We start from the raw sequence: 23408 nt of genomic DNA, 5'->3' as shown, positions 1-23408 counted from the left end.
CGCGGTCTGACGTGGCCGGTTCCCGGCAGGCCGGGAACGCTGGCGCCATGGAACTGTTTCCGGCGATCCCCTTCGCACAGTGGCGTGACACCAAGACGACAGTGCACCTGTTCTGCCAGGTGGTGGGCAAGATCAAGTTGGCGGCGAGTCCCCGCCGCAACCACTGGTGGAACGTGGCCTTCCACCTGACCGGCCGGGGTATCACCTCCCGTCCGATGGGGCTGATCGACGGCAACCCGATCTTCACGGTGGACTTCGACTTCGTCGACCACCGCCTCATCGTCTCCACCGTGGACGGCCGCTCGACATCGTTCCCGCTACCCGGCCACTCGGTCGCCACCTTCCACCGCGCACTCCTCGACGCGCTGGAGGCGTTGGGCGTCAAGGTCGACATCGCCCACCCGACTCCGTTCGGGCTGCCGGAGAAGTTCCCGCCCTTCGCCGAGGACACCGACCACGCCGCCTACGACCCGATCTGGATGACCCGCGCCTGGCAGGTCCTGTCGCAGGTGAATCTGGTGATGGAGGAGTTCGCCGCGGACTTCGCGGGCAAAGCGAGCCCGGTACACCTCTTCTGGCACAGCTTCGACCTGGCCTACACCCGCTTCTCCCCGCGCGAAATCGATCTGCCAGGAGCCGACCCCGTAACCCGCGAGGCCTACTCCCGCGAAGTGGTCAGCTTCGGCTTCTGGTTCGGCGACGCCAACTTCGAAGAGCCTGCCTTCTACTCCTACACCGCCCCCGAACCCGAGGGCCTGACCGAGGAGCCCCTGCACCCCGCCGAGGCCACCTGGTCCCCCAGCGGCGCCAGCCACATGGCACTCCTCCGCTACGACCAAGGCCGTTCCGAACCCGACCCGCGCGCCGCCGTCCTCTCCTTCTTCAACACCGCCTACCAGGCAGGCGCCCGCCGAGCAGGCTGGAAAATCAACGAAGTCGCCTCCCCCGGCGGCATCACCGACCCCCAACTACGAACCTGACGCCCGAAACAAGCCTCGTCACGTGTCCGATCCGTACCGCGCGGCGATGTCTTCAGAGCTGGGCCACCGGCTGTATACAGGCTCGCGTGGCCATCCCTCGGGCGAGTTCTGCCACTGCTCCCGCCGCCCGTACGGCAACACGTCGACAAGCGCGAACGTGTGACTCAACTGTTCAACGCCGCGGCCGCTGGTGTGCCAGGTGCGGTACACGGTGTCACCGTCGCGGAGGAACACGTTGAGGGCGAATCCTTCGCCAGGGGGTGCGCCGACGTCGGTGCCGAACGCACTGTTCGCGGTGGAGTACCAGGTCATCGTGTTCCCAACCCGCCGTTTGTAGGCGAGCGCCTCGTCGATCGGGCCTTGGGTGACGATGACGAATCGGGCGTCGTAGTTCTCCAGGAAGTTCAACCGATTGAACTGCGAGGTGTACCCGGTGCAGCCCGGGCACTGCCACTGCTGGCCGGGGAACCACATGTGGTTGTAGACGATCAGTTGTGCCTTGTCGCCAAAGACGTCCACAAGCCGAACAGTTCCCTCCTCACCCTCGAGGGTGTAGTCGGGCATCCTGACCATCGGCAGACGGCGGCGCGCAGCGGCGATGGCGTCAAGCTCTCGGGTCGCGGCCTTCTCCCGTTGCCGCAGCGCGTCGAGTTCACGCTGCCATGTGTCGGCGTCCACCACAGGCGGTACTGCGTTGGTGCTCATTGGTGCTCCTCGCTGGATTCGGTCGGGCCACCAGGTCTTGTGCCTATGTGTGGACTCGGTTTGGGCCGAAAACTCATCGCGGCCGGCTTTCCGGGCAGGCCTCCGGTGTACCGCAGGATCTGATCGGTCATCGGCAATCCGGCGCATGTCCTGCGGCCGGGCCGGTCGCCTACGTTCGGGCCACTCCACCCGCAGTGCCATGTCGACATGGCACGGAGAAAGGACACGCCATGGCTCGCCTGAAGGGACAGACGGCTGCCGTCACCGGCTCAAGCTCCGGCAACGGTCGTGCCATCGCCCTGGCCTTGGCCGCGGAGGGTGCCAACGTCGTCTGCTCCGACATCCGCAGGTCCGCCCGGGACGGCGGCTATGAGGCCGACGCCGACCAGGACACCGACGAGGTGATCCGGGCCAATGGAGGGACCGCCGAGTACCTCGACGCCGACGCGAGCAAGGCCGCCGACGTCCAGGCTGTTGTCGACCGTGCGGTCCAGGCGTTCGGGCGGCTCGACGTCATGGTGAACAACGCGGGCGTCTTGAACGCCCCGCACACCATCGTCGAGGAGACCGAGGAGGAGTTCGACCGCATCATGCTCATCAACTGCAAGAGCGTGTGGCTCGGCTGCAAATCCGCCATCACCCAGATGCGCGGCCAGGACATCATCGACGGCACCCGCGGCCGGATCGTCAACATCGCCTCGACCGGAGGCCTGGTCGGACTGCCGCTGGCACCCGCCTACTGCACCGCCAAGGGCGCCGTGGTGAACCTGACCCGACAACTCGCTGTCGACTTCTCCACCGAGCGAATCAACATCAACGCCGTATGTCCCGGCTTCCTGCACACCGCGATGCTCCGCCCGCTCATCGACGACCCGGAACTGAACCAGCTTCTGCACAGCACCACCCCGTGGCCGGACCTTGGCGACGCCGGGGATGTGGCCAAGGCCGCGGTGTTCCTGGCCTCCGGTGACGCAGCATGGGCCAGCGGCAGCATCCTCACCATCGATGGCGGCTACACCGCGCTCTGATCACCGCCTTCACTCTCCGCCGGTAGCCTCGCGGTCATGGTGTTCGACTCCGTTCGTTTCGATCTCCAGCCCTATGTGGGTTTCGACATGGATCGCTACGTTCGGCGGACGTTCTGCAGCTGGGAGCACGCGGGCTGGCGGTCGCTGCTCGTTCAGCGGTTCGAGCACGTCCCGGTCGCCGAGGACATGGAATTGCCCGGCACGGCGGATCTGCATCTGGTGCTACCGGTCTCCGGGCGGGCGGAGATGGAGACGAGCGACGGTGGCCGGGCGGTTCGCGACCCCTGGGTCCCGGGTCGGGTCCAGCTGAACATCCCGCATCGGCCTGCCCTCCGCCGGTACCGCGGAGACGAGTCGATGCGGAGCGTGCAGGTACACATCCCACGCGACACCGTCGACTCGGTCACGACGCAACTGGGCGGCGGCGTCGTGGACTACGAGGCCATGGCCGCGTCCATGGCCGCGGGAGACCGTCTGCTCGAGGAGGCCGTCCGAGCGGTGGGTTTCCCTGGCGCGGCGGGCGATCTGTACGCCGAGTCCGCCGCCGCCTTCCTCACCACGCACCTGCTCACCCGTCATGGGCGACTGCGGGCTGTTCGGCCGCCGGCACGGGAGGACGCCCGGGTGCGCGCGGCCGTCGCGATCATGCGCGAGCGGCTGGCCGAGCCGATCACGCTGGCCGACATCGCCCGCGAGGTGCACCTGTCCGTCTACCACCTCCTCCGGGTGTTCAGGGACGCGACCGGGCAGACACCGCACCGGTTCCTCACCCGACTCCGGATCGAAGAGGCGAAACGGCTGCTGCGTGACACCGACCTGGTGATCGCCCAGATCGCGCTGCGGTGTGGCTTCGCCAGTCCCGGCGCCCTTTCGGCCGCCTTCCTGCGGCACACCGGTGAACGCCCCTCGATCTACCGCAATTCCTGACCGGCACAGCGCAATTCCACGCGTTGGGTGGCGAAGACGTCCGTCCTAGCGTTCAGCCATGACCGACGGCTCCACGGGCCGAGGCGACGGTGCCTGAAGTCGAGCCCTTCGCCATTTCCGTCCCCGAATCCGACTTGGCCGATCTGCGTGCTCGGCTGGACCGGGTCCGGCTTCCCGAGCCCGAGACGGTGCCGGACGCGACGCAAGGAATCGAACTATGGCAGCTCGCCATCTTGCTCGACGCGTGGCGACGGCACGACTGGCGGGCGCTGGAGGTCCGATGGAACCGGATTCCGCACTACCGGATGTGTCTCGACGGATTGGGCATCGCGTTCTGGCACGTCCGTTCACCGGAGCCGACGGCGCTGCCGCTGCTGTTGACACACGGCTGGCCGGGCTCGGTGCTGGAGTTCGAGGACGTGCTCGGGCCGCTCAGTGATCCGGTCGCGCACGGCGGTTCCGCACGCGATGCCTTCCATGTGGTCGTGCCCGCGCTGCCGGGGTTCGGGTTCAGTGACCGGCCACGCGAGCCGGGCTGGCACCCCGGCCGAACCGCCCGGGCGTGGGCCGAACTGATGACCGTGCTCGGTTACCCGCGTTTCGGGGCGCACGGCGGGGACTGGGGTGCCCACGTGAGCACCGAACTGGCGCGGCTTGCCCCACAGCGCGTCGCGGGCCTGCACCTGACGACGCCGCAGGCGTCGCCCCTGCCCGCGGACCGGGCCGCACCGAGTCGGGCCGAGCAGCGCATGCTAGCCCGTCGTGACCTGCACCTGGCGGACGGCTACGGCTTCGGGATGCTGATGGGCACGCGCCCGCAGACGCTCGGCTACTCCCTGCTCGACTCGCCCGCGGGCCTGGCCGCGTGGCTCGGGGAGAAGTTCACCGCCTACGCCGACGGTGGCGGGGTGAGCGTGTCGCGGCAGATCGACAACATCGCGCTGTACTGGCTGACCGGCACCGGCGCCTCCACCGCCCGGTGGTACTGGGAGGCGATGAGGTGGGTGCCACGCAGCGCGGAGGAGGAGAACGCGCAGCCGGTGACCGTCCCCACCTTCTGCTCGCTGTTCCCCGCCGATCCCTGGCCGACCGCCTTCCGCTGGGCGCGACGGCGCTACCAGGACCTCCGCACCTGGAACGTGCTGGACCACGGCGGCCACTTCCCCGGTCTGGAGCAGCCCGCCCTTCTCGTGTCCGAGATCAGAGACGCCTTCCGCGATGTGCGCGGCAGGACGACAACCCAACCAACCCGAACAGCGTGAGGAAGCCCGACATGCAGTCCTTCGACGTCACCGCCGAGTCCACGGCACCACCCTCGACCGTGTGGACACTGCTGCTCGACCCGCGTAGCTGGCCGACCTGGTCACGTGTCGACGCGCTGGAAACCGGGCAGTCGGAGGGCCTCTCCCCCGATGGCCGAGACGGTGTCGGCGCGGTTCGCGCGTTCCGCACCGGGAAGGTCGTCACCAAGGAGCGGATCATCGCCCTGGAGCCGGAACGACGGTTCGCCTATGAGGGCGCGGAGATCCCGCACATGACCGACTACCGGGCCGCTGTCGAACTGCGCGAACTGCCCGGCGGCGGAACACGGATCCGCTGGTACGGCACGTACTCGGCCCGTTGGGGGATGCGCTGGTTCCTCCAGCCTTACCTCCGCCGCTTCATGCAGTCCATGGCCATCGGACTGGCCGAACACGCAGCCCACCTGGACGCGTCCTCTACCCGCCGCGAGGGTGGTGACGAGAGCGGGAGAAACCATCCGTGATCAGCGTGTCACCGTTGCGCTACCGCGTCGGCAGGCTGCCGGAGATGGGAACGCCGGTCGGCTCGCGCTCCGCCGGAAGGGCAGACGCACCGGGGTGCGGGAGGCGTCGGGGCGGCTGACCGTCGTACTCGGGCCGGTACTCGAAGTGCCACCACTCATTGTCGTAGCGGCGGTAGAGGTGGAAGCGGTGGCCGTGCCGTTCGAGCCAGCGTGCGCCGTCGGCAGGCCGCACGTCGATGGCGATGCCCGCGACGTGGGCGGATTCCTCTGGCGGGAGCACCCGGCGGCGTGCCGCCGCTATCGAGCCGGTGCGGCGGACCTCCGCGGTGAACAGCCGATGCTGCACGGCGGCGTCCCGGTGGCCGGAGGTGAGGCCGATCAGTTGACCGTGCCGCCAGAACGCCTCGGCGCGGGCGGTGGTGAACGCGGCATGCGCGGCAGCGGACAGCCCCTCGAGATCTTCTGCCGGGAACCGGATGCCCAGCGCCCACTGGCAGGCAAGCCAGCGGGCACGACCGGGTGCGCGAAGCGCGGCAAGGGGCAGCAGACAGCGGGCGATCACTTTGGTGACGAGGGCACGCAGCCGCACGGAGCGGGACTCGGTTTCCGTCATGACGTCCACTGTCGGCGGCGAATGCGCGCACCTGATCCGCGTTGTGTCATGAGAAGGCAACAGCCGGGACATGGTCCGCCACGAACCGCCGGGGCGGTGGTTTTGTGACAGAACCAGAACGGGCCGCGGACATCGCCGGGACACCCCCCGCCGACAATGAAACCGATGACGGTACGTCCCACCGACCAGCGTAAGCTCAGGGGACCGTGACGGTGGCCAGCCACAATCAACCCCACAACCGCACCGCTAGCTGGAACGTACCAACAGCAGTTAATTCCGGAGAGGCGGACAGCGGCCCATGTCCCGAGTGCTGCTGATCGAGGATGACCGCGCGGTGCGTACCGGTCTTGAGCTGGCGTTGACCCGGCAGGGACATGCCGTCGACGCCGCCGAGACCGGCGAGCGGGGACTGGAGTTGTTGCGCGCCACGTTGCCCGACGTCGTGGTGCTGGATCTCATGTTGCCGGGGATGGACGGGTTCGAGATCTGCCGCCGGATTCGGGCAGGCGGCAACCTGCCGATCATCATGCTGACCGCCCGCAACGATGACATGGACGTGGTCGCCGGGCTGGAGGCGGGCGCCGACGACTATGTGGTCAAGCCGGTGCAGCCGAGGGTGCTCGAGGCGCGTATCCGGGCGGTGCTGCGGCGCAGCGGCGGTGGCCAGGCCAACGTCGGGCCGCCGCCAGTGGAGCGACATGGTGCCCTCACCATCGACCGGGCCGCGCTGGTGGTCGGCAAACACGGCGAGCCGGTCGGTCTCGCTCCGACCGAGCTGCGCCTGCTGCTGGAGCTGTCGGCGACACCGGGCCGCGTGCTGAGCAGGCAGCAACTGCTCGAACTGGTGTGGGAGCACGACTACCTCGGCGACTCCCGGCTGGTGGACGCCTGCGTGCAGCGGCTGCGCGCGAAGATCGAGGACGATTCCGCGGCGCCGGTGTACATCCAGACCGTACGGGGCTTCGGTTATCGGTTCGGACCACTGTGAACGCGGCGACCCGGTTCCTTGGCGGAGCCAGAAGCCTGCGCACCCGCCTGCTGGTGGCCTTCGCGCTGCTCGGGGTGAGCACAGCCATGCTCGTCGCAGGCGTCGACTACGTCCATGCGCGTGACGTCATCCTGCAGAAGACGCAGGACACCGCGGTGCTGACGTTGACCGAGCGGATCCAGACCCTGTTCCCAATCGGCGCCATGCCACCCAGCCAAGTCAAGCTTGACGAGATCGCCGACCGGTTGTCCAACAATGAGGACACCGCGGTCGCCGTCTATCGGGACCGCCAGTCGAAGAGCCACCCGGCCCAGGACCCGCCGCCGCGCGAACTGCGGCACGCGGTACGCAGCGGACGCGTTGTGTGGCAACGGGTATCGATGGACGGAACCCCGGTGCTGGTCATCGGCACCCAGGTGCGACTCACCCAGCCAGACGGGACCACGCCGCCGTCGGAGCTGGAGATCTACTCCATGCGCAGCCTGGAACCCGAACAGCAGAGCATCAGCCAGCTCGCCACCCGGGCGTGGCTCACCGGCGGGGTGGCGCTGGTGCTCGCCGTGCTGCTGGCCCTGCTGGCCAGTGGCGGTGTGCTCGGGCCGGTGCGCGAGCTGCGCCGGGCCACCAACCGGCTGGGCGAGGGAGACCTGACCGCCCGCGCACGGGTCCGGGGCACGGACGAGCTGGCCGACGTCGCGCGTGCGTTCAACGACACCGCGGAAACGCTGGAAAGCCACGTCGGCGAACTGCGCCGGATGGAGTCCGAGGCGCGGCGTTTCGTGGCCGACGTGTCCCATGAGCTTCGCACTCCGCTGGCCGCGATGACCGCGGTCACCGACGTCCTCGACGACGAGGCGCAGCGCCTGCCAGGTGACGCGGGCAAGGCCGCCCGCCTGGTCAGCGAGGAGACCCACAAGCTCACCCGGCTGGTCAACGACCTCATCGAGGTCAGCCGGTTCGACGCTGGCACCGCGACGCTCGCGCTCGACGACGTCGACGTGGCCAAGGCGATCCAGGCGACCCTGCGCGCTCGCGGCTGGTCCGACCGCGTGCAGACCGACCTGCCCCTCGGCGTCGTGGCCCGCCTCGACCCCCGCAGGCTGGACGTGATCGTCGCGAACCTGGTCAGCAACGCGCTCCGGCACGGCGAGCCCCCGGTGTCCGTGCGGACGCAAGTCCACCCGGACCGGTTGGACATCGAGGTCAGCGACAGCGGGCCGGGGCTCGCTCCCGACGTGCTGCCGTACGTGTTCAACCGGTTCTACAAGGCCGACACCGCCAGAGCCCGCTCCGAGGGAAGCGGTCTCGGCCTGGCCATCGCCAGGGAGAACGCCCGGCTGCACGGCGGGCGCCTGACCGCCGCGAACCGTCCCGACCGCGGAGCGGTGTTCACCGTCCACCTGCCGCGGCCCGACAGCGAACCCGGAGACACCGGATGACGAGACGACGCCTGCTCGCCTGGGTCGTGCTGATCGCCCTGCTCACCGCAGGCTGCGGGGTGCGGCCGAGCGGAGTGATCACTGGCGGGCCCGCGCCCACCGGACCGGCCCACGCCCGCCCCGGCGAGATGGCGCCCCCCGGAGAGGCCGAGGGAGCGGTGCTCTACTTCCTCGCCAACTCCTCGCTCACGCCGGTGATTCGCCCGACGCGCCAGCCCCTTTTCCCGGTCCAGACACTGGCGTTGCTCCAAAGCGGACCCACCCGCGAGGAATGGGCCGCGAATCTGACGAACGAGGTCCCCATCGGGCTCGGCCCGGTCAGCGTCACCACCAACGCGTCCGGCACAGTCGATGTCGTGGTGTCGGCCGACGTCACGACCCTGTCCGCCAAGGCTGTCGACCAGATCGTCTGCACCGTCCGCGACGCGCTGTCCACCACCGCGTCAATCACCCTCGCCAGCGAGGCAGGCACCCGAGGGCCCCAGATCTGCCCGCTCACCGGCTGAGGCGGAACCACGCGTGCTCGGATCTGAACCCTGGCCTGCGTTCGTCGCAGAGGAGCACCAATCCCGCTCGGCATCGCCGTTACGTTCGGTCGAGCACGCACAAACCGCGTAGTGACCCACTGCGGCGATCCGTTGCTGCGCGCTGATCAGAGAAACGGCCGGACGACTCGGGTTTCGGTTGTGGAGATCCGTATGCGCTTTGTCCGCCGCATGTCACCGATCGTCGACGGCGCGACCGTGACACAACGATGACACGGCGCGCATGAGGCGGGGACACGGCCGGTCGACAATGGATGTAGTTGACCGTAAGGCGAGTTTGCCCGTACCGGTCGCCCGGTTCATGCCGGACGGGGCCAGCCATCAAGGGCGTAAGGCCACCGATCTTGGTGCCCAGGCGATTTCGGCGTCGCTCTCATCGAGCAAGGCGAGGTGAGGCGGCCAAAGCTGCCGTGCCCGCCCCATTGGACACAAAGTGACGCGAAGTTGATCACGAAATGGAGAGGTCATGGCTCATGACGGAGAATGGGATCGGCGTTCGCTTTTGCGGGGCGCCGCCGTGTTGGTCGGTACCGCCGCGACCGCGCCGCTGCTGGGCGGAGTGGCCACGGCACAGACCGACGCAGGCAGTGACGCGGACACGCTGTTCAAGGTCGGAAAGTTCGAGGAGGCAGGCCGCGCCTACGAGAAGATCCTGAAAACAGACCACACGAACGTGCACGCGGCCCGCAGGCGCGGCTATGTCGGGCTACTGGCCAATAGGTTTACCGACGCTGAAAAGTATCTCACGATGGCCCTTGAGCTGGCGCCCGACGATAAGGAGACCAATTACCTACTGGGCGACTGCTACATCCGGCAGGACAAATTTTCCCTCTCCGTACCGCGCTGGCGAGCGGCAGGCGAAGAAGCCTATGCCACATGGTTCGGGGCAGTCCGCGGCAAGCCGTACCAGATTCACGGCGACATCGCGCGGCTGCCATTCCGGCAGGTGGACCCGATGCCGCTGGTGGAGGCCTCGGTCAACGGCGGGCCGCCGAAGCGTTTCAGTTTCTACACCGGCGCCCCGAATCTGGGCTTGACCTCGACCGTAGCCAAGGAAGCCGGGCTGAGGCCCATCGTCAGTCAGCAGATCGACTACGAGGGCGGCGTAATATGGTCGTACTACGGGATATTGGAGTCCTTCACACTGGGCGGCATCGAACTGCGCAACATCCCCGTGGGCTGGTCGTCGACGGAGTCGGGCGATGATGTCGGCACCGGCAACGACGGCCTGATCGGCACGTGGGTCCTCTACCACTTGCAGACCACCTTTGACTATGCCGGCCGGTCGTTGATCTTGCGCCGCCCGACCCCCGAGACGGCCAGGAAGGCACGCGCCGACGCCATTCGGGCGGGCGCCAGTCCCCTGCCGCTCTGGCTGGCCCGTGAGCAGTACCTGCACAGCAGGGGCAGCTTCGCAGGCTCCGACGCGCGGGTGGTGGGCGTGAACTTCGGCGGAAGCGGCGAGATCGTCGCGGGCATGTTCGGAGAAACGGCCGAGCAGTTGGGGATCCGCACCGACTACGACCGCCAGATCGGGACATTCGGCAACAGCCACCCGGCCGTCGTCTACCCCTGCTATCCGAAGGAGGTCCGCCTCGGCGACGCCGTCGCCAAGGAGGCCTACTGCTACACGAACCCAAACCGACCGGTCAACGTGCCGTTGCCCTTCGGGCCAGGGTTCGACACGATGGGCTGGTTCGCGCACTGCTTCTGGAAGCCCTACAACATCACCCTCGACTTCACCGATATGAACCTCTACATCGCCCGCGGCAAGGCCAGCTGATCACCGCGAAGCTGCACTCCAGTCACTCGAGCGTGTGGTCCACCCACAGCGACGCGAAACGGCTGTTCCCGGGGTTGCCCAACCCCGATGTCGTTGGAGGAAGTCCAATCGGGTTCGGTTCCGTCCTGTGTGGAGCGTAACCGCGCTCCAATCTTGGTTCGGATCCTTCAGCGCATCGAGCAGCCGCCCGTCTCCTTCCGCCGTTTCCATGGCACAGATCGAGCTTGACCAACGTCGAAGAACTCGGCCACGGTGGTTTGGCCGAAGGCTCGACGAATTTCCGGGCTTGCCGAACTGTCAACTTCGCGAGGTCTTCGGACCCTGGTTGTCCTCCGTCGAGGTCGCCCGTAAGCCGGGAACAGGCCGCCACATCAGAACGAGCCGGACAGCGTCAGCCGTAGGGCTGTCGGAGCAGTCGGAGCGAGCGGACCCGGCCGGGCATGCCGCCAACGTCATGCGTCTCCCGTCGACCGCAGTCGGTCGGGGAGAGATGCAGCGGTGAGGCGCTTCTGGCCGGGGCCCGCGTCTGGGACGCGGACCCCGGCTCTGGTCAGAACTGGACGCTGCCCACGATCGGCAGGTCGATGCTGCTGCCTGCCAGCGACACCGTCAGGTTGCGCGCGGCGGTGTCCGCGGTGATGTAGCTGCTCAGGTTCGCCACCAGTACCACGCCGATCCGATGGCCCGGTGGGAACACGTGGTCCTTGCCGTGCAGTTCCCACCGAGCGTTGTAGGTCTGGCCCGGGGTGAGCGGGGTGCCTTCGGTGAGTGATGCGTGGTTCTTCAGGTCGATCGACCCTCTGGTGATGACCTTCGCGGTGACAGCCTCCCGGATCTCGGTCTGCGGTTCGGCGCAGCCCGTGCGCCGTTGCAGGTCCGCCAGGTCACAGGACTGGGTCATCAGCTGGATCGGTGAGCGGTCCGGCACCGTGATCTTCGTGCCGGGGCCGTAGTCCACGAGCAACGCGGTCAACGGCGCGCTGGTGGTGTCGGCGCTCACCGCGACGTTGAGCTTCGCGGTGCCGGAAAGCCGGGTGGCCTGGGCCAGTGGTGAGGTGACATAGACCAGCCGGTTCGGGCGCGCCGCGGTGTAGTCGGCGATCGCGGTCGTCTCGGTTTGGGTGCGGTTGTCGGCGAATGGCTGGGTTCCGGCGCCCTGCTGGGCGCCCAACGTCCCGGCGACGCCGCCGGTGGCCGGACCGAAATGCAGCCGGGTGTCCTTCGCCGCCGCGTCCGGCCAGCTGCGGTGGGTCTCCCACTCGCCGGTCGGGCGCTGGACGTCGGCGATCGGTTCGTTGAGGATGTCTGTGTTCATCCCGAACAGGAAGTGGTCCATCCACTTGTGCAGGACCCGCTGCCACTCGTCCTTACGGACGCGGATAGGGTCCTCGTGCCCGCCGCGGTGCAGCCAGAGCTTGCGGGTGACGCCTTGGGCCTGAAGCTGGTCCCACCAGCGGGCGAACTGGGACGGTTTGACGTTCCAGTCCTCCTGCCCGTGCACGAGCAGCACGGACGCCTTCACCTTGCCGACGCTGGGCCGGTAGTCGCGTTCGGTCCAGAACGGCGTCACGTCCGCCGTGCCGTCCGCGGCGTTGTCCCCCAGCGCGGTGAGCTGCCGGGAGCATTTGGTCTTCGCGGCGGAGCTGGCCACGTACTTGGCGAGGGACTCGGGGTAGCGCCTGCCCCAGCCTGCCTGGTAGGCGATGCCGGTGTCCCGCGCATAGTCGTACCAGTTGGAGATCGCCGCGATGGGCACGATCGTCTTCACCCCGTCGACGCCGCCTGCGGCCACCGCGTTGGGCAGCGTGCCGTTATAGGAGACCCCGATCATCCCGACCGCGCCGGTGCTCCAGCCCGCCACCGCCTCGGAACCGTTGGCGTGTGTGGCTTTGGCCCGTCCGTTCAACCAGTCCACGGCCGCCTTGACGGAGGTGGTGTCCTCTTTGCCGCCGGTGGTCGGGCAGCCCTCGGAGCGACTGGTGCCCTGCATCTCGACCTCCACGACGGCGTAGCCGCGGGGCACGAAGAACTCGTCGTACCAGCCGCGGAAGCCGCGCGGCGCGCCCGCGGCAGACCGGGATAGGCCGTAGTACGGGCTGGGCTCCATCACGATCGGGGCCTTCAACCCGGAGTTGGTTTCTTTGGGGCGCATCACGCTCACGGCTATGCGGTCGTTGCGGCCGTCCGCGTCGCTGTCCATCGGCGCTTCGACGTACACATCCTCCCGGATGGCCTCCGCGTACGAGTAGATCGGCTTGGTCTCCTCGACCACTCCGACAGGCCCGGTAGCAGGTGCTGCGAGGGAGGTGCCGGTCGCTGCCAACAGCCCAGTGAGGACAAAAGCGACAACAGGTTTGCGGCCACGCGCAGGGCGCAGCAATAAACAGTTTTGACGTTGGAACATCATCGTCCAATCGGTATGCAGGGGACACCGAAGACGATCCAGCAGGAAAAATCGATCGTCTCTCAGACAAGGCTACGAACGGCCGAAAAGGAAAGCCAGGGACCGTCCGCCACAACTCGTTGACTCGAATTGTGTACTCGAAACACAGCGAGATGCCGTGTTCACATTATTCAATCTTAATTGTGCGGACAGCGCCGCTGTCCGGCTCATGGACAGACGCCAAGAAGGCGATTCGCCGCCTCTGCTGGAGACCTGGCCGTCGATCGGGTGTAGGCCGACATCCACGCGCCGCGTCACTACCTCAGCCGGCGCCTGGATCGCATCGGCATGCTCGAGCCGGGCTGGCAATCGCCGGACGGATTCTTCGCGCTGCCCCTGCTCGCCCTGCAAGCCAAGTGGAACAGCGCACTCCCCAAAACAAGAGTTCGGCGGCTCCGGCAGATCGTCGACCTGCCGGAGCCGCCGGCTGCACCGAGACCCCAGCGGGGATCACAGCACCAGGCTCCGCGGTCGACTCGCCCTCTCCGCCCCTGACGACCGACAATGGCAACACCGCGGCAACCACGGCCACAACTGTCGGGACAAGGCCACAACCCTCTCCCGACCCCTCGGCAACAGCTGGAACCGAATCTTCCAGACCGCTCCCGCGAAGCACAATGGAGATAGGCACACTTTTGCCCGAAGTGTTTCTCGCTCCACACAGACCGGGGGCCTTGTGGAGAATTCCACGTTGATTCAGATGATCGGCCGTTCCTATCGTCGAGCACGGCGTGACGAACCACAATCGAGCGCCGTTTCCGTTCGATCGCCAGAGAAGGACCAGCCATGGAGCAATACGGCATCATCGGAGCCGGGCTCATGGGACACGGAATCGCGGTCGCGGTCGCGCAGGGCGGACACCAAGTCCACATCCACGATCCGGACCCGGCGATGTTGCGCAGTCTCGACATCCGCATCGACAAGGTGAGGGCACGCAGCCGCACCCAGCCCGCAACGGACCTGGACGACGCGCTGCGGCCCGCCGACATCGTCATCGAGGCGGTGCCAGAACGGTTGACGATCAAGCACGAGGTGATGATGTCGGTGGGAGACATCGTCTCCGCGGAGACCCCGGTGTGGTCGAACACCTCGGTGCTCTCCCCCACCGACATCGGATGCGGCCACCCTGAACGTCTCTTCGGCGTCCACTGGTGGAACCCGCCTCACGTCATCCCGCTGGTGGAGATCGCACCCGGCGCGCAGACCACCCCAGTGCCTCCATCCCAGGCGGAAGCCCTGATCCGCGCGTTGGGCAAAGTCGCCGTTCGCCTGGACCGCGACGTTCCCGGCTCCATCGGCGACCGACTTCAGTTCGGGCTGGTCCGCGAGGCCCTGCACCTGCTGGCAGAAGGGGTCTGCGACGCCGAGACCATCGACACCGTCGTGCGGTCGAGCTACAGGTTGCGTCTGGCGTCGGTCGGGCCCATGGAGAACGCCGACTACATCGGCCGCGACCTCACGCGGCTTCGGCCGAGGACTGCTCGAGTGGCCGCCGGACCGGGGAGTGGACGTGGCGCGGCGTCTCATCAACGGCATCCGCGGCAACAGACCCCGCGCAGCCGACCGCGCCCTGAAAGCTGGGGGTGGGTGAGCCTGTCGCGCAGCGGCTCACCCACCCCCTCCCAAAGCGGCACCCACGGGCACCACGCGGAGCTCTGCGTTGTCACCATTGCCGCCAATTTTGCGGCCTTTTGGCAGGATGGGCTTCTCAAACGCCGCAGCCGTTCTCGCTGTGTTTATTTGACGATTTGACGGCCAAGAGAACCGCCGCCGCCTTCTCCTGCTGGTAGTCGCCAATTCGAGGGCCTGCTCATGACATCGGAACTACCGTGTAGCGCGGCACATACCGCAGGCCACCAAGAGTGTGTGCTGGGACGTGGTGCGGACGTTTTCATTTTCGTAGCCTTTGCGAAACAGCGTGATCCCGATCACCTGTCCATCCCTGCATCATTCCCTGTTCCAGGAGGCTCTTCCATGTCCAGAAGTCAAGCTCTCACCGTTATTCGCGGCCCCCGCGCGGCTCTGCTCGCGGTGCTGGCCGTGGTGGTGGCCGCGCTGTCATTGGGCGGGGTATCGGCCCAGGCGCGGGTGGGGCTGGCCGCTGAGGCGGCTCCGCAGGCGGCGGTGGAGCACGATCCGATCATCATCGTCCCGGGCATGACGGGAGACACCGGCTACATGGAGTTGATGAAGCAGAAGTTCATCAGCGCTGGCTGGAGTGCGAACAAGGTGGTCACCTGGACCGACAGCACCAAGATGAGCGGCGACCTCACCAAGGCGGGCCAGGACCTGGGCCAGAAGGTCGACAGCGTGCTGTCCCAGACCAGCGCCAAGAAGGTGGTGTTGGTGACCTGGTCGGCCTCGACTTTGGCGGCGCGTTCCTACCTGAAGTACGTGCCCGGCGCGCAGGGCAAGGTGTCGATGTACTTCTTGATGGCGGGCCCGCACCACGGCACCACCACCGCCGCGGACTGGTGCCAGAACCAGTGGCAGGCATGCAAGCAGTTCGCCATCGGCTCCCCGTGGCTGGCCGAACTGAACTCCGGCACCGAGGTGCCCGGTTCACCCGCCGTGCGCTACACGACGCTGCGCTCCACCTGCGACACCAACGTCGATCCCAGCGTTTCGGCCGAGCTGGCCGGAGCCACCAATCTCCAGCCGCCCACCTGCATCAACCACTTCATGTTCCCGTTCGACGAGGGCGTCTTTAACCAGATCAAGACCATCATCGTCAACGGCTGACACCTGGACCCCGCGCCTTCCCCTGCCAGCGCACGGTTCAGCGGCCGGATCACCTGTGGCTCCGCCAGAGGTGATCCGGCCTGTCCGTTGGTTACTCCTTTAGCAACCCTCAATCACACGGTCTCCCGTACCGGATCACGAATCGCGGAAGCACCGCGCTCAACGGTTTCCCTCCACGCCATTGACGTCGTAAACATAAGGCAAAACTGAATTATCTGAAATTTCAACGAGAAGCGCAGTGTCCAAAGAAGCGCTATCAACCTACAGGCATGTCGCGGCGTACACCTGCAAACGATGAAAACTGTAGCTTCGCACATTCGCTTTCTCGAACATCCTCATTAATCTTCTTCTCATCCGCCTTCAAATTATCGGGCGGAATTCAATTCCTGAATGAAAGCACCGAATTCTCGGAGGGAACAACATGCGCAGGTCACTGAGGCGCGTCATGTCGCTCGGCGCGGGTATCGCCCTGGCGTCGGGAATACTGCTCGGCTCCACTGCGGCGACGGCCCAGGAGAATCCCGTAGGCAGCGCACAGGAGCTGATCGCCGAGCTCAACTCAAAGGCATCGCAGCGTCATGCACAAGGCGAGCAGGTGTGCCAGACGCTGGTTCAGGACAACCTGGTGTTCGGAGGCTGCGCCAATGATCCCAGCGCGGCCAAGGTCGGCGGCTTCCTCCTGATCGCCGTGGACGAGGACGGTAACGAACAGATCAGCTCGCCAGTGTGGTTCCAGGGCGCCGCCATCACGGCGTTGGCCTTCGAGAAGCCGGTGAAGGTCGCCACCATCACCTCGATCCAGGACAACCTGCAGCCTGGCGAGGTTCTCGCCCGCCAGGGCTGAGCACGCGAACGATCCCACGATGAGCGCACGGCGACATACGGCTGTCGCCGTGCGCTCATCACGGAAATCCTGGGACACGGCGTTGTTCCTGTGCCCGGGAGCGTGGTCTGCTGCGGCCGCCTCCGAAGAGACGGTTTCCCGCGTCCGGTCACGCGCAGGTCTGCGGATCCGCCTGCAACGCCGCGTCATCACGCCCACCGGTCACGGGCGTGCGCGAGGTCTCGGTGGCGACGCCGTCGCGCACGGAGTAGGTGACGCGGTCACCTGCGTAGACCAGGTTCTCCCAGTCCTTCAGCTGAGCGCTCACGGTGACCAGCTCACGACCGCTACTCGCGGGTTGGCAACCGTACTCGCTGATCGCGCTGATACCGCCGCCTTCCCACAGCCTCAACGGCGTCTGGTCGGTCGAGACCACGGGACGCAGGCCGCCGAACAGGCCCCACACACTGAACCCGAGGGTGTTGGCGCCGACAGATTCAGTCACGACGACCTCGTCCCGGCCGTCCCCGTTGACATCTACCACGCGCAACGGCTGGATGCCGACATGTGAGTTCAGCGGCACGCGCGCGGTGAGCCGGATCCCCCGAACGGTGGCGACCAGGAGTTGCTCATTCTGGTTGTCCGTCACGGGCTTGACGACAACCTTGTCCAGTCGGCCGTCACCATTGAGGTCGGCCCGCGCGACACTCTCGTTGGCCGCCGCGTTCGCAGGCGCCGCGAACGCGACAGCCGCCGCGACGAGGCCGAGCAAAGAAACAATTGCCCTCATAATCCGATCCCCCTGTGGAATGTGGGCACCACCAACACCCCTTTGCAGCGCCGTATTTCTCAACGCGATTCGCGTCAATCAGAAGACGCCGACTACGCACACAAGTTTGCCCACTGTGACGCTGGACACACGCGAATTCGTGATCAATGAAGAGCCTGCGCACCGCTGATCGTATCCGGCTGAGTGCGCGCTCATGCCGATGAGCGGAAGGTCCACAGCAATGGTGTTGATCCGCAGCGCTGGTCGACGCAGGTGCCTGAGACAACTTGGGGATGATGCCGGGGCGGTCTGGCCGCCCTGCTCATCCAGCGGGCGAGATCGCTCCGGGTGGTCAGGGGGTGGTCGGGGCCCAGTACCCGCTATCGGTCGGCCGGCAACACCTCCGTGAGCGGCGGTCATTCGCTCGCAAGACGTCGTTGCAGCTCCAGATGGCGGAACTGGTAGACCGGTCCCACCGCGCGTAACAGCCCCAGCCGATGTGCGTCATCCAGGAACGACAGCAACCGCAAGGGCAGATTCCCCCGCGCCGCCTCCACGGCAGTGGCGACCGCGTACACCAACCACGCGTGGTGCTCTCCGCGCACCAGGGCAACATATCCGGCCGCCACCCCGATTCCCAGCCCGACCACCACGAACCAGCCCGGTGATGGCCATGAACCGAGGACCACGTTGCCGACGACGAGCGGAACCAGCGTCCCAATCACGAAGGCCGTGCCGCCGAATACGCCGACGCGCACCAGCGTCAGTCGCCGATCGGCCCGAAGCACCTCCCGCGGTCCGCTGGGCTGCTCGTCGGCTGTCGGACACGAGATGAACTCGATCAGCACGTAGGCGGTGAAAGCTACCAGGAGGCCGCCCAGTGACACGGCGATGACCAGGGCCAACGGCGCGAACACTGCGGAACCGGCGGACCGTCCTTCGGATGTCTCCACGCTCAGCAGTACCACGACAACAGCGGCCACACCCCCGAGAGCCTTGCCCAAGTCCTCCCCTCGGTCGTCGAAGGCCCACAGTAAGCGGTACCACCACTCGCCGAGAAAGTCCCGCGACATCCCGGACAGTCGCAGATCGGCGTACGCGGGCGTGTCCGCGCTCCACCCGGCCGCAGTGAGCCACAGCGAGAAGCCGGTCAGGACGCCGCCGACCACACCGATCGGGACCGCCCACCAGCCGGACATCACGAGGAGACCGATGACCGTGAGCAGGCCACCCATCGCAAGCGTCAACGTGACCATCAGTCCGGCCTCCACGGCTTCGGCCTGCCCGGCCAGTCGCCACCAGGCGAAGTCTACTTCGTCGTGCCGGTTCAGCATCCGCGCCAGGTGACCCAGCCGTTCCCGCATCCGTTGCGGGTCATGCCGCCGCCGGGGCCGGAACAGGTCACCGCGCTTCGTGCTCGTCGGGCGACTCGCGATGAGAGCCGGAATGAGACGGGTGAACAGGTGCCCTCGAAGGTCCTCCGGGGTCTGGAAATCCAGCAGCGGGGCCGGATCCGCCTCGCCGGTCACGTACACGGTTCTGATCAGCCACAGACCCAGTGCCGTGGACGCCGTCTCCGTCAGCGCCGGGTTGCCGGGCAAGGCCTCCAGTACCGAGGTCCATTGTGGACCGGGCTGCGGTGGAAGGCATCGCCTGAGGTATCCCACGACCGCGTCCGGGGACAGCGGCTCCGGCTCGATGACCAGCGCAGACGGAATCACCTGTCCTAGCTCGGTGAACTCAGTGGGGCGGCTGGTGAGGATCAACTGGTCCTCGCCTGTCAGCGACACCCGGAGTGCCTTGAGCGCTTCCTGTCTGCCGCCGGGCGGCAACTCGTCGAATCCATCCAGCACCGGCAGGATCCCGGCCTGCTCCACCAGCCCAGCGGCGGCGGCGAAATCCAGTAACGCCGGGTAGTCCCGGAGCAGCCGTTCCCGCAGCCACTCGTGCAAGGTGGGGTGCACACTCGCGTCCCACCCCGCGACCGACAGCACCACGGGGACCGGGTCCCCGGCCGCGCGAGTGGCCAGGAGCTCGCGGACCACCTGGACGGCCAGGGTGGTCTTGCCCGTCCCCATCTCACCCAGCACCACCAGCCTGGGTCGCCGCAACGCTCGGAACTGCCGGACCAGGTCCGTGATGTCATCACTGATTGCGGCAAACGTCACCGGCCCCGCGCCGGAGATATTCTCCGGGTGGTCCATGACGGTCTCCTGACCGGCCACCCGCCACCTCACCGGCATGGGATCCGGGTTGTCCAACAACCGCACGTGCGCTTCCGCCTGCCACTGCCGAGTGATCACCTCGACCAGCCCGGCCTTCACCGCAGCCAAGTCCCGGACCACCGGTTGCGGGACCTTACGCCACCGCCACAGCAGGCTGATCAACGCGGGCAGTCCGAACACCAGCGTCACCAGTTGCGCGACATTCGCGGCGGTCTGCAGACCGTTCTCCCCGCGCAGCGTGGCCAGCACGCCGGTTACGCTGATCACAATGGCCGCGAGTCCACCCCAGACCGCGACACCCCGAAGGACCCGCATCACGGCAGATCATTATGGAGACGTCAGGTCACGATTGAACACCTCAGATCTGGTCGGGCTGCGCGCATGGCCAGGTGCACACTCATGCCGAGGAGCGCATGCGAGCGCGTCCGGCGCTGAATGCCGAGTCCGATCGACCTTGGATGGAGTCGCCAAAGGCGTCGAGCAGCCCCGGAGCCGGGGGCTTCTTTGATCCACAACGGGCCGTTGGAAGTCATTAGGATGACGGTGTGTTGTGATCATCTGGCCGCGTTTCGCCCGCCGTGGTCTTGCCCTGTGCGGCCGCGGCGGCGTCTCCCTGCGGGCGCATCCCATGTCATCGATCACGATGTGATTGCGGACGGCGATCCCGATGACTCCTGAATGCTGAACACGGGCCTGGCCGTCATGCGGACGACTCCGGGTGGCGGCCGCTGTTCGGTCCAACCCGCTACGCTGGGCTTACGCGTATTGACCGCTGGTGACGGGGGACGTGATGCCCCAGCGAAAGCCGTGGCCCACCAACAGCACCCACAATGAACTGTCGGTGGGCGCTGACCAGGTGGTGCAGGCCCACGACATCCACGGCGACGTCCACCTCTGCCAGCTCCCTGGGCCTGTACTGAGGGCACCCGCGTTGCTGCCCGCCGACATCAGGCACTTCACCGGCCGCGATGCCGAGCTGGGCCGCCTCGACGCGCTGGTGAACACGGATTCCCCGATGGTGATCTCCGCGATCGCAGGCGAGGCGGGAATCGGTAAGACCTCCCTTGCCGTGCACTGGGCCCACCGAGTGCGAGACCGGTACCCGGACGGACAGTTGTATGTGAACCTGCGAGGCTTCGACTCCGGTCCGCCGACGGCGCCGGAGCAGGCGCTGGACGGTCTGCTGCGCGCCATGGGTGTGCCCGGTGAGAGCATCCCGCACGGACTGGACGCGATCTCGGGCTACTACCGGTCGCTGCTGTCCGGCCGACGCGTGTTGGTGGTTCTGGACAACGCCTCCACGTCGGAACAAGTGCGTCCCCTGCTGCCCGCGTCGCCGACCTGTCTGGTGCTGGTGACCAGCCGCAGCAGGCTGTCCGGGCTGGTGGCCCGGGAAGGCGCCACCCGGATCACCATCGATCTGCTGTCCCCGAGCGAGGCCGTCACGCTGCTGGTGGCAATCGTGGGCGACCGGGCCGAAGGCGAGCCCGAGGCGGCAGCGGAGCTGGCTCGACGGTGCGCCTACCTGCCGCTTGCGGTGCGGATCGCCGCCGAACGCGTGACCGCCCACCCTCGGCTGTGCATCGCCGATCTGGTCGCCGAACTCTCCGTCGAGCGGAACCGACTGGGCGTGCTGGCCACCGGTGATGACGAGACCACCGCCGTGAGCACCGTGCTGTCCTGGTCGTATCGCGCGCTGCCGCCCGAGGCGGCCAGGGTTTTCCGGCTGCTGGGTATGCACCCCGGCCCCGACATCAGCGTCCCGGCCGCCGCCGCGTTGACCGGAACCAGCGATGTCCGTCGATCACTGGACACGCTGGCAGGCATGCATTTGATCGAGGAGGCAAGCCCGGACCGCTTCGCTTTCCACGACCTGTTGCGCTCCTATGCCGTGGAGCGCGCCGCGACCGATTGCACCGCACAGGAACGCCTCGACGCGACCACACGTGTTCTCGAGTGGTATCTGCACACCGCACACGCGGCATTTCAAATGCTGAACCAGGAGCTGTCCAGCAGAAGGCCTATCGGCACACCCGGACCCGATTGCGCGCCCCTTGCCTTCACGTGTCGAGACGACGCGCTTCGGTGGTACGACGCGGAGAACGCCAACCTGGTGGTCGCCATCCGCTATGCCTTCGACCTCGGACGGGACAAGGTGGTCTGGCAGCTTTCCACCGTCATGACCGTGTACCGGTATCTCCGTGCCCGCTGGGCCGAGCATTTCACCACCCACCAGACCGCCCTCGCCGCAGCCCGGCGGAGCAACGATCACCTCGGTGAGTTCTGGATTCTCATGGATCTCCAGGAGGCCTATGCGGATCTGGAGCAGTTCGAGGCCGCACACGCCCGAGGCGAAGCGGCGGCGGCGATCGCACGCCGGATCGACTACCGCTACGGCGAGGGCTATGCGGCCCAGGGTGTGGGTCACGTCCTCTGCGGCTTGGGACGATTCGATGAAGCCGTCGAACATCTTCACCGGGCGCTCGACATCTATCGGGAGGTCGACAGTCCACTGGGCCAAGGCATGGCACTGGGCATGATGGGCGAGGCCCTACGAATCAGCCTGCGGTACGAGGAAGCACTCGACTCCATCCTGCGGGCGCTCGCCATCGTCCGGGAGCTGCACAGTACCTGGCAAGAGGCCTATGTCCTGCGCACGCTCGCCCGCGTCTACCGGGACCTGCGCCGCCACGACGAGGCGATCGGTCATTTCCAGCAGTCGATAGCCCGCTACTTCGAGATGGACCACCACTACCGGGCCGCCAAGACCCTCCAGGAGCTCGGCGAAGCCCAGCACCATGCGGGTCGTCCACACCAAGCCCGGGACTCGTGGCAGTCGGCGCTCGACATCTTCACCGACCTGAACTCGCCGCACGCCGCCGAAGTCCGCACCCGGCTCGACGCACTCCCTCCGGACGATCGGTACCGGCGATAGCCTGGGTTCATGGTCGAGCGCGAACAGGGTTTGGAGGCCCGTTGCGTGCTCTACCGCTGGTGGCGACGACGGTGATGACGGCGTCCCTTGAACGTCATCCCATGCCGCAGACGCCTGTCCTAGCCGGTGCGCACCCATGGCGATGACCGCACGCTACTCATCGGACCCAACCGCGCGGGTGAGGTTGTGCCGGTTCATCGGGTCTGAGGTCAACCAGTGGAGAACCCTTTGAGACCGCTCCAGTTCGTGAAGGTGTACCGCGGGGCGAACTGCAGCAAGCTGGCGCCTGATTCGACGGCTTCGGTCATGACCGGCACGTGCCACCACGTCGTCACTGGAGAACCAGACCACCCCGCACATCCAACCAGCGCGGTAGCCACGGAGCTATGACTGCTCGGTTCCGGTTAGCCCAAGGCGACAACGACTCGGTGCCTACAAAGCTGCGCCATTCAACTCTCACCCGCCGTCCGACGCGCGGAAGGCAGTCACGCCCCGACGCTCAGGTTCCACCGGGTCGTAGCCGCGTCTCCCGTGGCGGTGACGCGCTCATGCTGGCCAGGAACGAAGGCCAGCGATGTGTGCTCGGATCCGGCAGACTGAACACCGTTGCACTCTCGGAACACGCAGCACCGAACTGTAACGGCCAGCTCGCCAGCCAAGTCCACTTGCGGATGAACTCCTGACGCCACATGCGCGGT

General features: G+C 67.0%; 18 protein-coding genes. 13 read left to right on the top strand and 5 right to left on the bottom strand.

What is annotated here, in order from left to right; genetic code table 11:
• Positions 1-47 precede the first annotated feature (47 nt).
• Positions 48-980: a DUF5996 family protein gene (locus tag ACU6XJ_RS20415; protein WP_476314170.1), complete on the top strand. Its 933-nt coding sequence runs from the start codon at positions 48-50 to the stop codon at positions 978-980.
• Between the two features lie 18 nt (positions 981-998).
• Here ACU6XJ_RS20415 and ACU6XJ_RS20410 read toward each other — a convergent pair whose 3' ends face one another.
• Entirely contained in the window at positions 999-1685 is a 687-nt protein-coding gene (locus ACU6XJ_RS20410; RefSeq protein WP_476314168.1) for a DUF899 domain-containing protein, read from the bottom strand.
• Between the two features lie 230 nt (positions 1686-1915).
• Between ACU6XJ_RS20410 and ACU6XJ_RS20405 the strand changes: the two genes are divergently transcribed.
• The 4 genes from ACU6XJ_RS20405 (at position 1916) to ACU6XJ_RS20390 (ending at position 5405) form a co-directional block, all read left to right on the top strand.
• Positions 1916-2713 (top strand): SDR family NAD(P)-dependent oxidoreductase, encoded by a 798-nt coding sequence (locus tag ACU6XJ_RS20405; RefSeq protein ID WP_476314166.1) that lies wholly within the window; start codon positions 1916-1918, stop codon positions 2711-2713.
• Between the two features lie 36 nt (positions 2714-2749).
• Complete coding sequence (locus ACU6XJ_RS20400; RefSeq protein ID WP_476314164.1) at positions 2750-3640, top strand: helix-turn-helix domain-containing protein; 891 nt, start codon at positions 2750-2752, stop codon at positions 3638-3640.
• Positions 3641-3729: 89 nt separating this feature from the next.
• A complete protein-coding gene (locus ACU6XJ_RS20395) occupies positions 3730-4902 on the top strand; it encodes an epoxide hydrolase family protein (protein WP_476314162.1) in 1173 nt (390 codons plus the stop codon).
• An 11-nt stretch (positions 4903-4913) separates the two neighbouring features.
• Positions 4914-5405, top strand: a complete 492-nt coding sequence (locus ACU6XJ_RS20390; RefSeq protein WP_476318541.1) for an SRPBCC family protein — start codon at positions 4914-4916, stop codon at positions 5403-5405.
• 19 nt (positions 5406-5424) lie between these two features.
• Here the strand turns inward: ACU6XJ_RS20390 and vanY-N are convergent, their stop codons facing one another.
• On the bottom strand, positions 5425-6018 hold the full coding sequence (gene vanY-N, locus ACU6XJ_RS20385) for a D,D-peptidase/D,D-carboxypeptidase VanY-N (protein ID WP_476314160.1): 594 nt from the start codon (positions 6016-6018) through the stop codon (positions 5425-5427).
• 298 nt (positions 6019-6316) lie between these two features.
• Here vanY-N and ACU6XJ_RS20380 point away from each other — a divergent pair, with 298 nt between their 5' ends.
• The 4 genes from ACU6XJ_RS20380 to ACU6XJ_RS20365 all read left to right on the top strand — a co-directional run bounded on the left by ACU6XJ_RS20380 (position 6317) and on the right by ACU6XJ_RS20365 (position 10773).
• Positions 6317-7006 (top strand): response regulator, encoded by a 690-nt coding sequence (locus tag ACU6XJ_RS20380; RefSeq protein ID WP_476314158.1) that lies wholly within the window; start codon positions 6317-6319, stop codon positions 7004-7006.
• Positions 7003-8445 carry an ATP-binding protein gene (locus ACU6XJ_RS20375; protein WP_476314156.1) on the top strand — a complete coding sequence of 481 codons (1443 nt, stop codon included), beginning with the start codon at positions 7003-7005 and terminating at the stop codon, positions 8443-8445. The genes ACU6XJ_RS20380 and ACU6XJ_RS20375 overlap by 4 nt, the downstream gene beginning before the upstream one ends.
• Positions 8442-8951 (top strand): GerMN domain-containing protein, encoded by a 510-nt coding sequence (locus ACU6XJ_RS20370; RefSeq protein ID WP_476314154.1) that lies wholly within the window; start codon positions 8442-8444, stop codon positions 8949-8951. Before ACU6XJ_RS20375 ends, ACU6XJ_RS20370 begins: the two co-directional genes overlap by 4 nt.
• Positions 8952-9456: 505 nt before the next feature.
• Positions 9457-10773, top strand: coding sequence for an aspartyl protease family protein (locus ACU6XJ_RS20365; protein ID WP_476314152.1), 1317 nt, complete (start codon positions 9457-9459; stop codon positions 10771-10773).
• A gap of 550 nt (positions 10774-11323) precedes the next feature.
• Here ACU6XJ_RS20365 and ACU6XJ_RS20360 read toward each other — a convergent pair.
• Positions 11324-13045, bottom strand: a complete 1722-nt coding sequence (locus tag ACU6XJ_RS20360; protein ID WP_476314150.1) for a CocE/NonD family hydrolase — start codon at positions 13043-13045, stop codon at positions 11324-11326.
• A 957-nt stretch (positions 13046-14002) separates the two neighbouring features.
• On the opposite strand from ACU6XJ_RS20360, the gene ACU6XJ_RS20355 reads away from it, so the two are divergent.
• The 3 genes from ACU6XJ_RS20355 to ACU6XJ_RS20345 all read left to right on the top strand — a co-directional run bounded on the left by ACU6XJ_RS20355 (position 14003) and on the right by ACU6XJ_RS20345 (position 16802).
• Positions 14003-14968, top strand: a complete 966-nt coding sequence (locus ACU6XJ_RS20355) for a 3-hydroxyacyl-CoA dehydrogenase family protein (RefSeq protein ID WP_476314148.1) — start codon at positions 14003-14005, stop codon at positions 14966-14968.
• Between the two features lie 222 nt (positions 14969-15190).
• Positions 15191-15958, top strand: a complete 768-nt coding sequence (locus ACU6XJ_RS20350) for an esterase/lipase family protein (RefSeq protein ID WP_476314146.1) — start codon at positions 15191-15193, stop codon at positions 15956-15958.
• Positions 15959-16379: 421 nt separating this feature from the next.
• The gene (locus ACU6XJ_RS20345; RefSeq protein ID WP_476314144.1) at positions 16380-16802 is read left to right on the top strand and encodes a hypothetical protein; all 423 of its coding nucleotides are present in this window, start codon (positions 16380-16382) and stop codon (positions 16800-16802) included.
• A 148-nt stretch (positions 16803-16950) separates the two neighbouring features.
• On the opposite strand, the gene ACU6XJ_RS20340 is transcribed toward ACU6XJ_RS20345, so the two are convergent.
• Complete coding sequence (locus ACU6XJ_RS20340) at positions 16951-17571, bottom strand: FG-GAP repeat domain-containing protein (protein ID WP_476314143.1); 621 nt, start codon at positions 17569-17571, stop codon at positions 16951-16953.
• 395 nt (positions 17572-17966) lie between these two features.
• A complete protein-coding gene (locus ACU6XJ_RS20335; protein WP_476314142.1) occupies positions 17967-20090 on the bottom strand; it encodes an NACHT domain-containing protein in 2124 nt (707 codons plus the stop codon).
• Positions 20091-20565: 475 nt separating this feature from the next.
• Here ACU6XJ_RS20335 and ACU6XJ_RS20330 point away from each other — a divergent pair, with 475 nt between their 5' ends.
• Complete coding sequence (locus ACU6XJ_RS20330) at positions 20566-22710, top strand: ATP-binding protein (protein ID WP_476314141.1); 2145 nt, start codon at positions 20566-20568, stop codon at positions 22708-22710.
• Positions 22711-23408: the final 698 nt, after the last annotated feature.

This window comes from Actinorectispora metalli (genome assembly GCF_056323685.1).
This window is presented reverse-complemented; position numbering and strand designations above follow the sequence as displayed.

What these genes read in the sequence shown, in the direction of transcription:
- ACU6XJ_RS20415 (WP_476314170.1), top strand. Translation starts at nt 48, where the DNA reads ATGGAACTGTTTCCGGCGATCCCCTTCGCACAGTGGCGTGACACCAAG.
- ACU6XJ_RS20410 (WP_476314168.1), bottom strand. Translation starts at nt 1,685, where the DNA reads ATGAGCACCAACGCAGTACCGCCTGTGGTGGACGCCGACACATGGCAG.
- ACU6XJ_RS20405 (WP_476314166.1), top strand. Translation starts at nt 1,916, where the DNA reads ATGGCTCGCCTGAAGGGACAGACGGCTGCCGTCACCGGCTCAAGCTCC.
- ACU6XJ_RS20400 (WP_476314164.1), top strand. Translation starts at nt 2,750, where the DNA reads ATGGTGTTCGACTCCGTTCGTTTCGATCTCCAGCCCTATGTGGGTTTC.
- ACU6XJ_RS20390 (WP_476318541.1), top strand. Translation starts at nt 4,914, where the DNA reads ATGCAGTCCTTCGACGTCACCGCCGAGTCCACGGCACCACCCTCGACC.
- vanY-N (WP_476314160.1), bottom strand. Translation starts at nt 6,018, where the DNA reads ATGACGGAAACCGAGTCCCGCTCCGTGCGGCTGCGTGCCCTCGTCACC.
- ACU6XJ_RS20380 (WP_476314158.1), top strand. Translation starts at nt 6,317, where the DNA reads ATGTCCCGAGTGCTGCTGATCGAGGATGACCGCGCGGTGCGTACCGGT.
- ACU6XJ_RS20370 (WP_476314154.1), top strand. Translation starts at nt 8,442, where the DNA reads ATGACGAGACGACGCCTGCTCGCCTGGGTCGTGCTGATCGCCCTGCTC.
- ACU6XJ_RS20365 (WP_476314152.1), top strand. Translation starts at nt 9,457, where the DNA reads ATGGCTCATGACGGAGAATGGGATCGGCGTTCGCTTTTGCGGGGCGCC.
- ACU6XJ_RS20355 (WP_476314148.1), top strand. Translation starts at nt 14,003, where the DNA reads ATGGAGCAATACGGCATCATCGGAGCCGGGCTCATGGGACACGGAATC.
- ACU6XJ_RS20350 (WP_476314146.1), top strand. Translation starts at nt 15,191, where the DNA reads ATGTCCAGAAGTCAAGCTCTCACCGTTATTCGCGGCCCCCGCGCGGCT.
- ACU6XJ_RS20345 (WP_476314144.1), top strand. Translation starts at nt 16,380, where the DNA reads ATGCGCAGGTCACTGAGGCGCGTCATGTCGCTCGGCGCGGGTATCGCC.
- ACU6XJ_RS20340 (WP_476314143.1), bottom strand. Translation starts at nt 17,571, where the DNA reads ATGAGGGCAATTGTTTCTTTGCTCGGCCTCGTCGCGGCGGCTGTCGCG.
- ACU6XJ_RS20335 (WP_476314142.1), bottom strand. Translation starts at nt 20,090, where the DNA reads ATGCGGGTCCTTCGGGGTGTCGCGGTCTGGGGTGGACTCGCGGCCATT.
- ACU6XJ_RS20330 (WP_476314141.1), top strand. Translation starts at nt 20,566, where the DNA reads ATGCCCCAGCGAAAGCCGTGGCCCACCAACAGCACCCACAATGAACTG.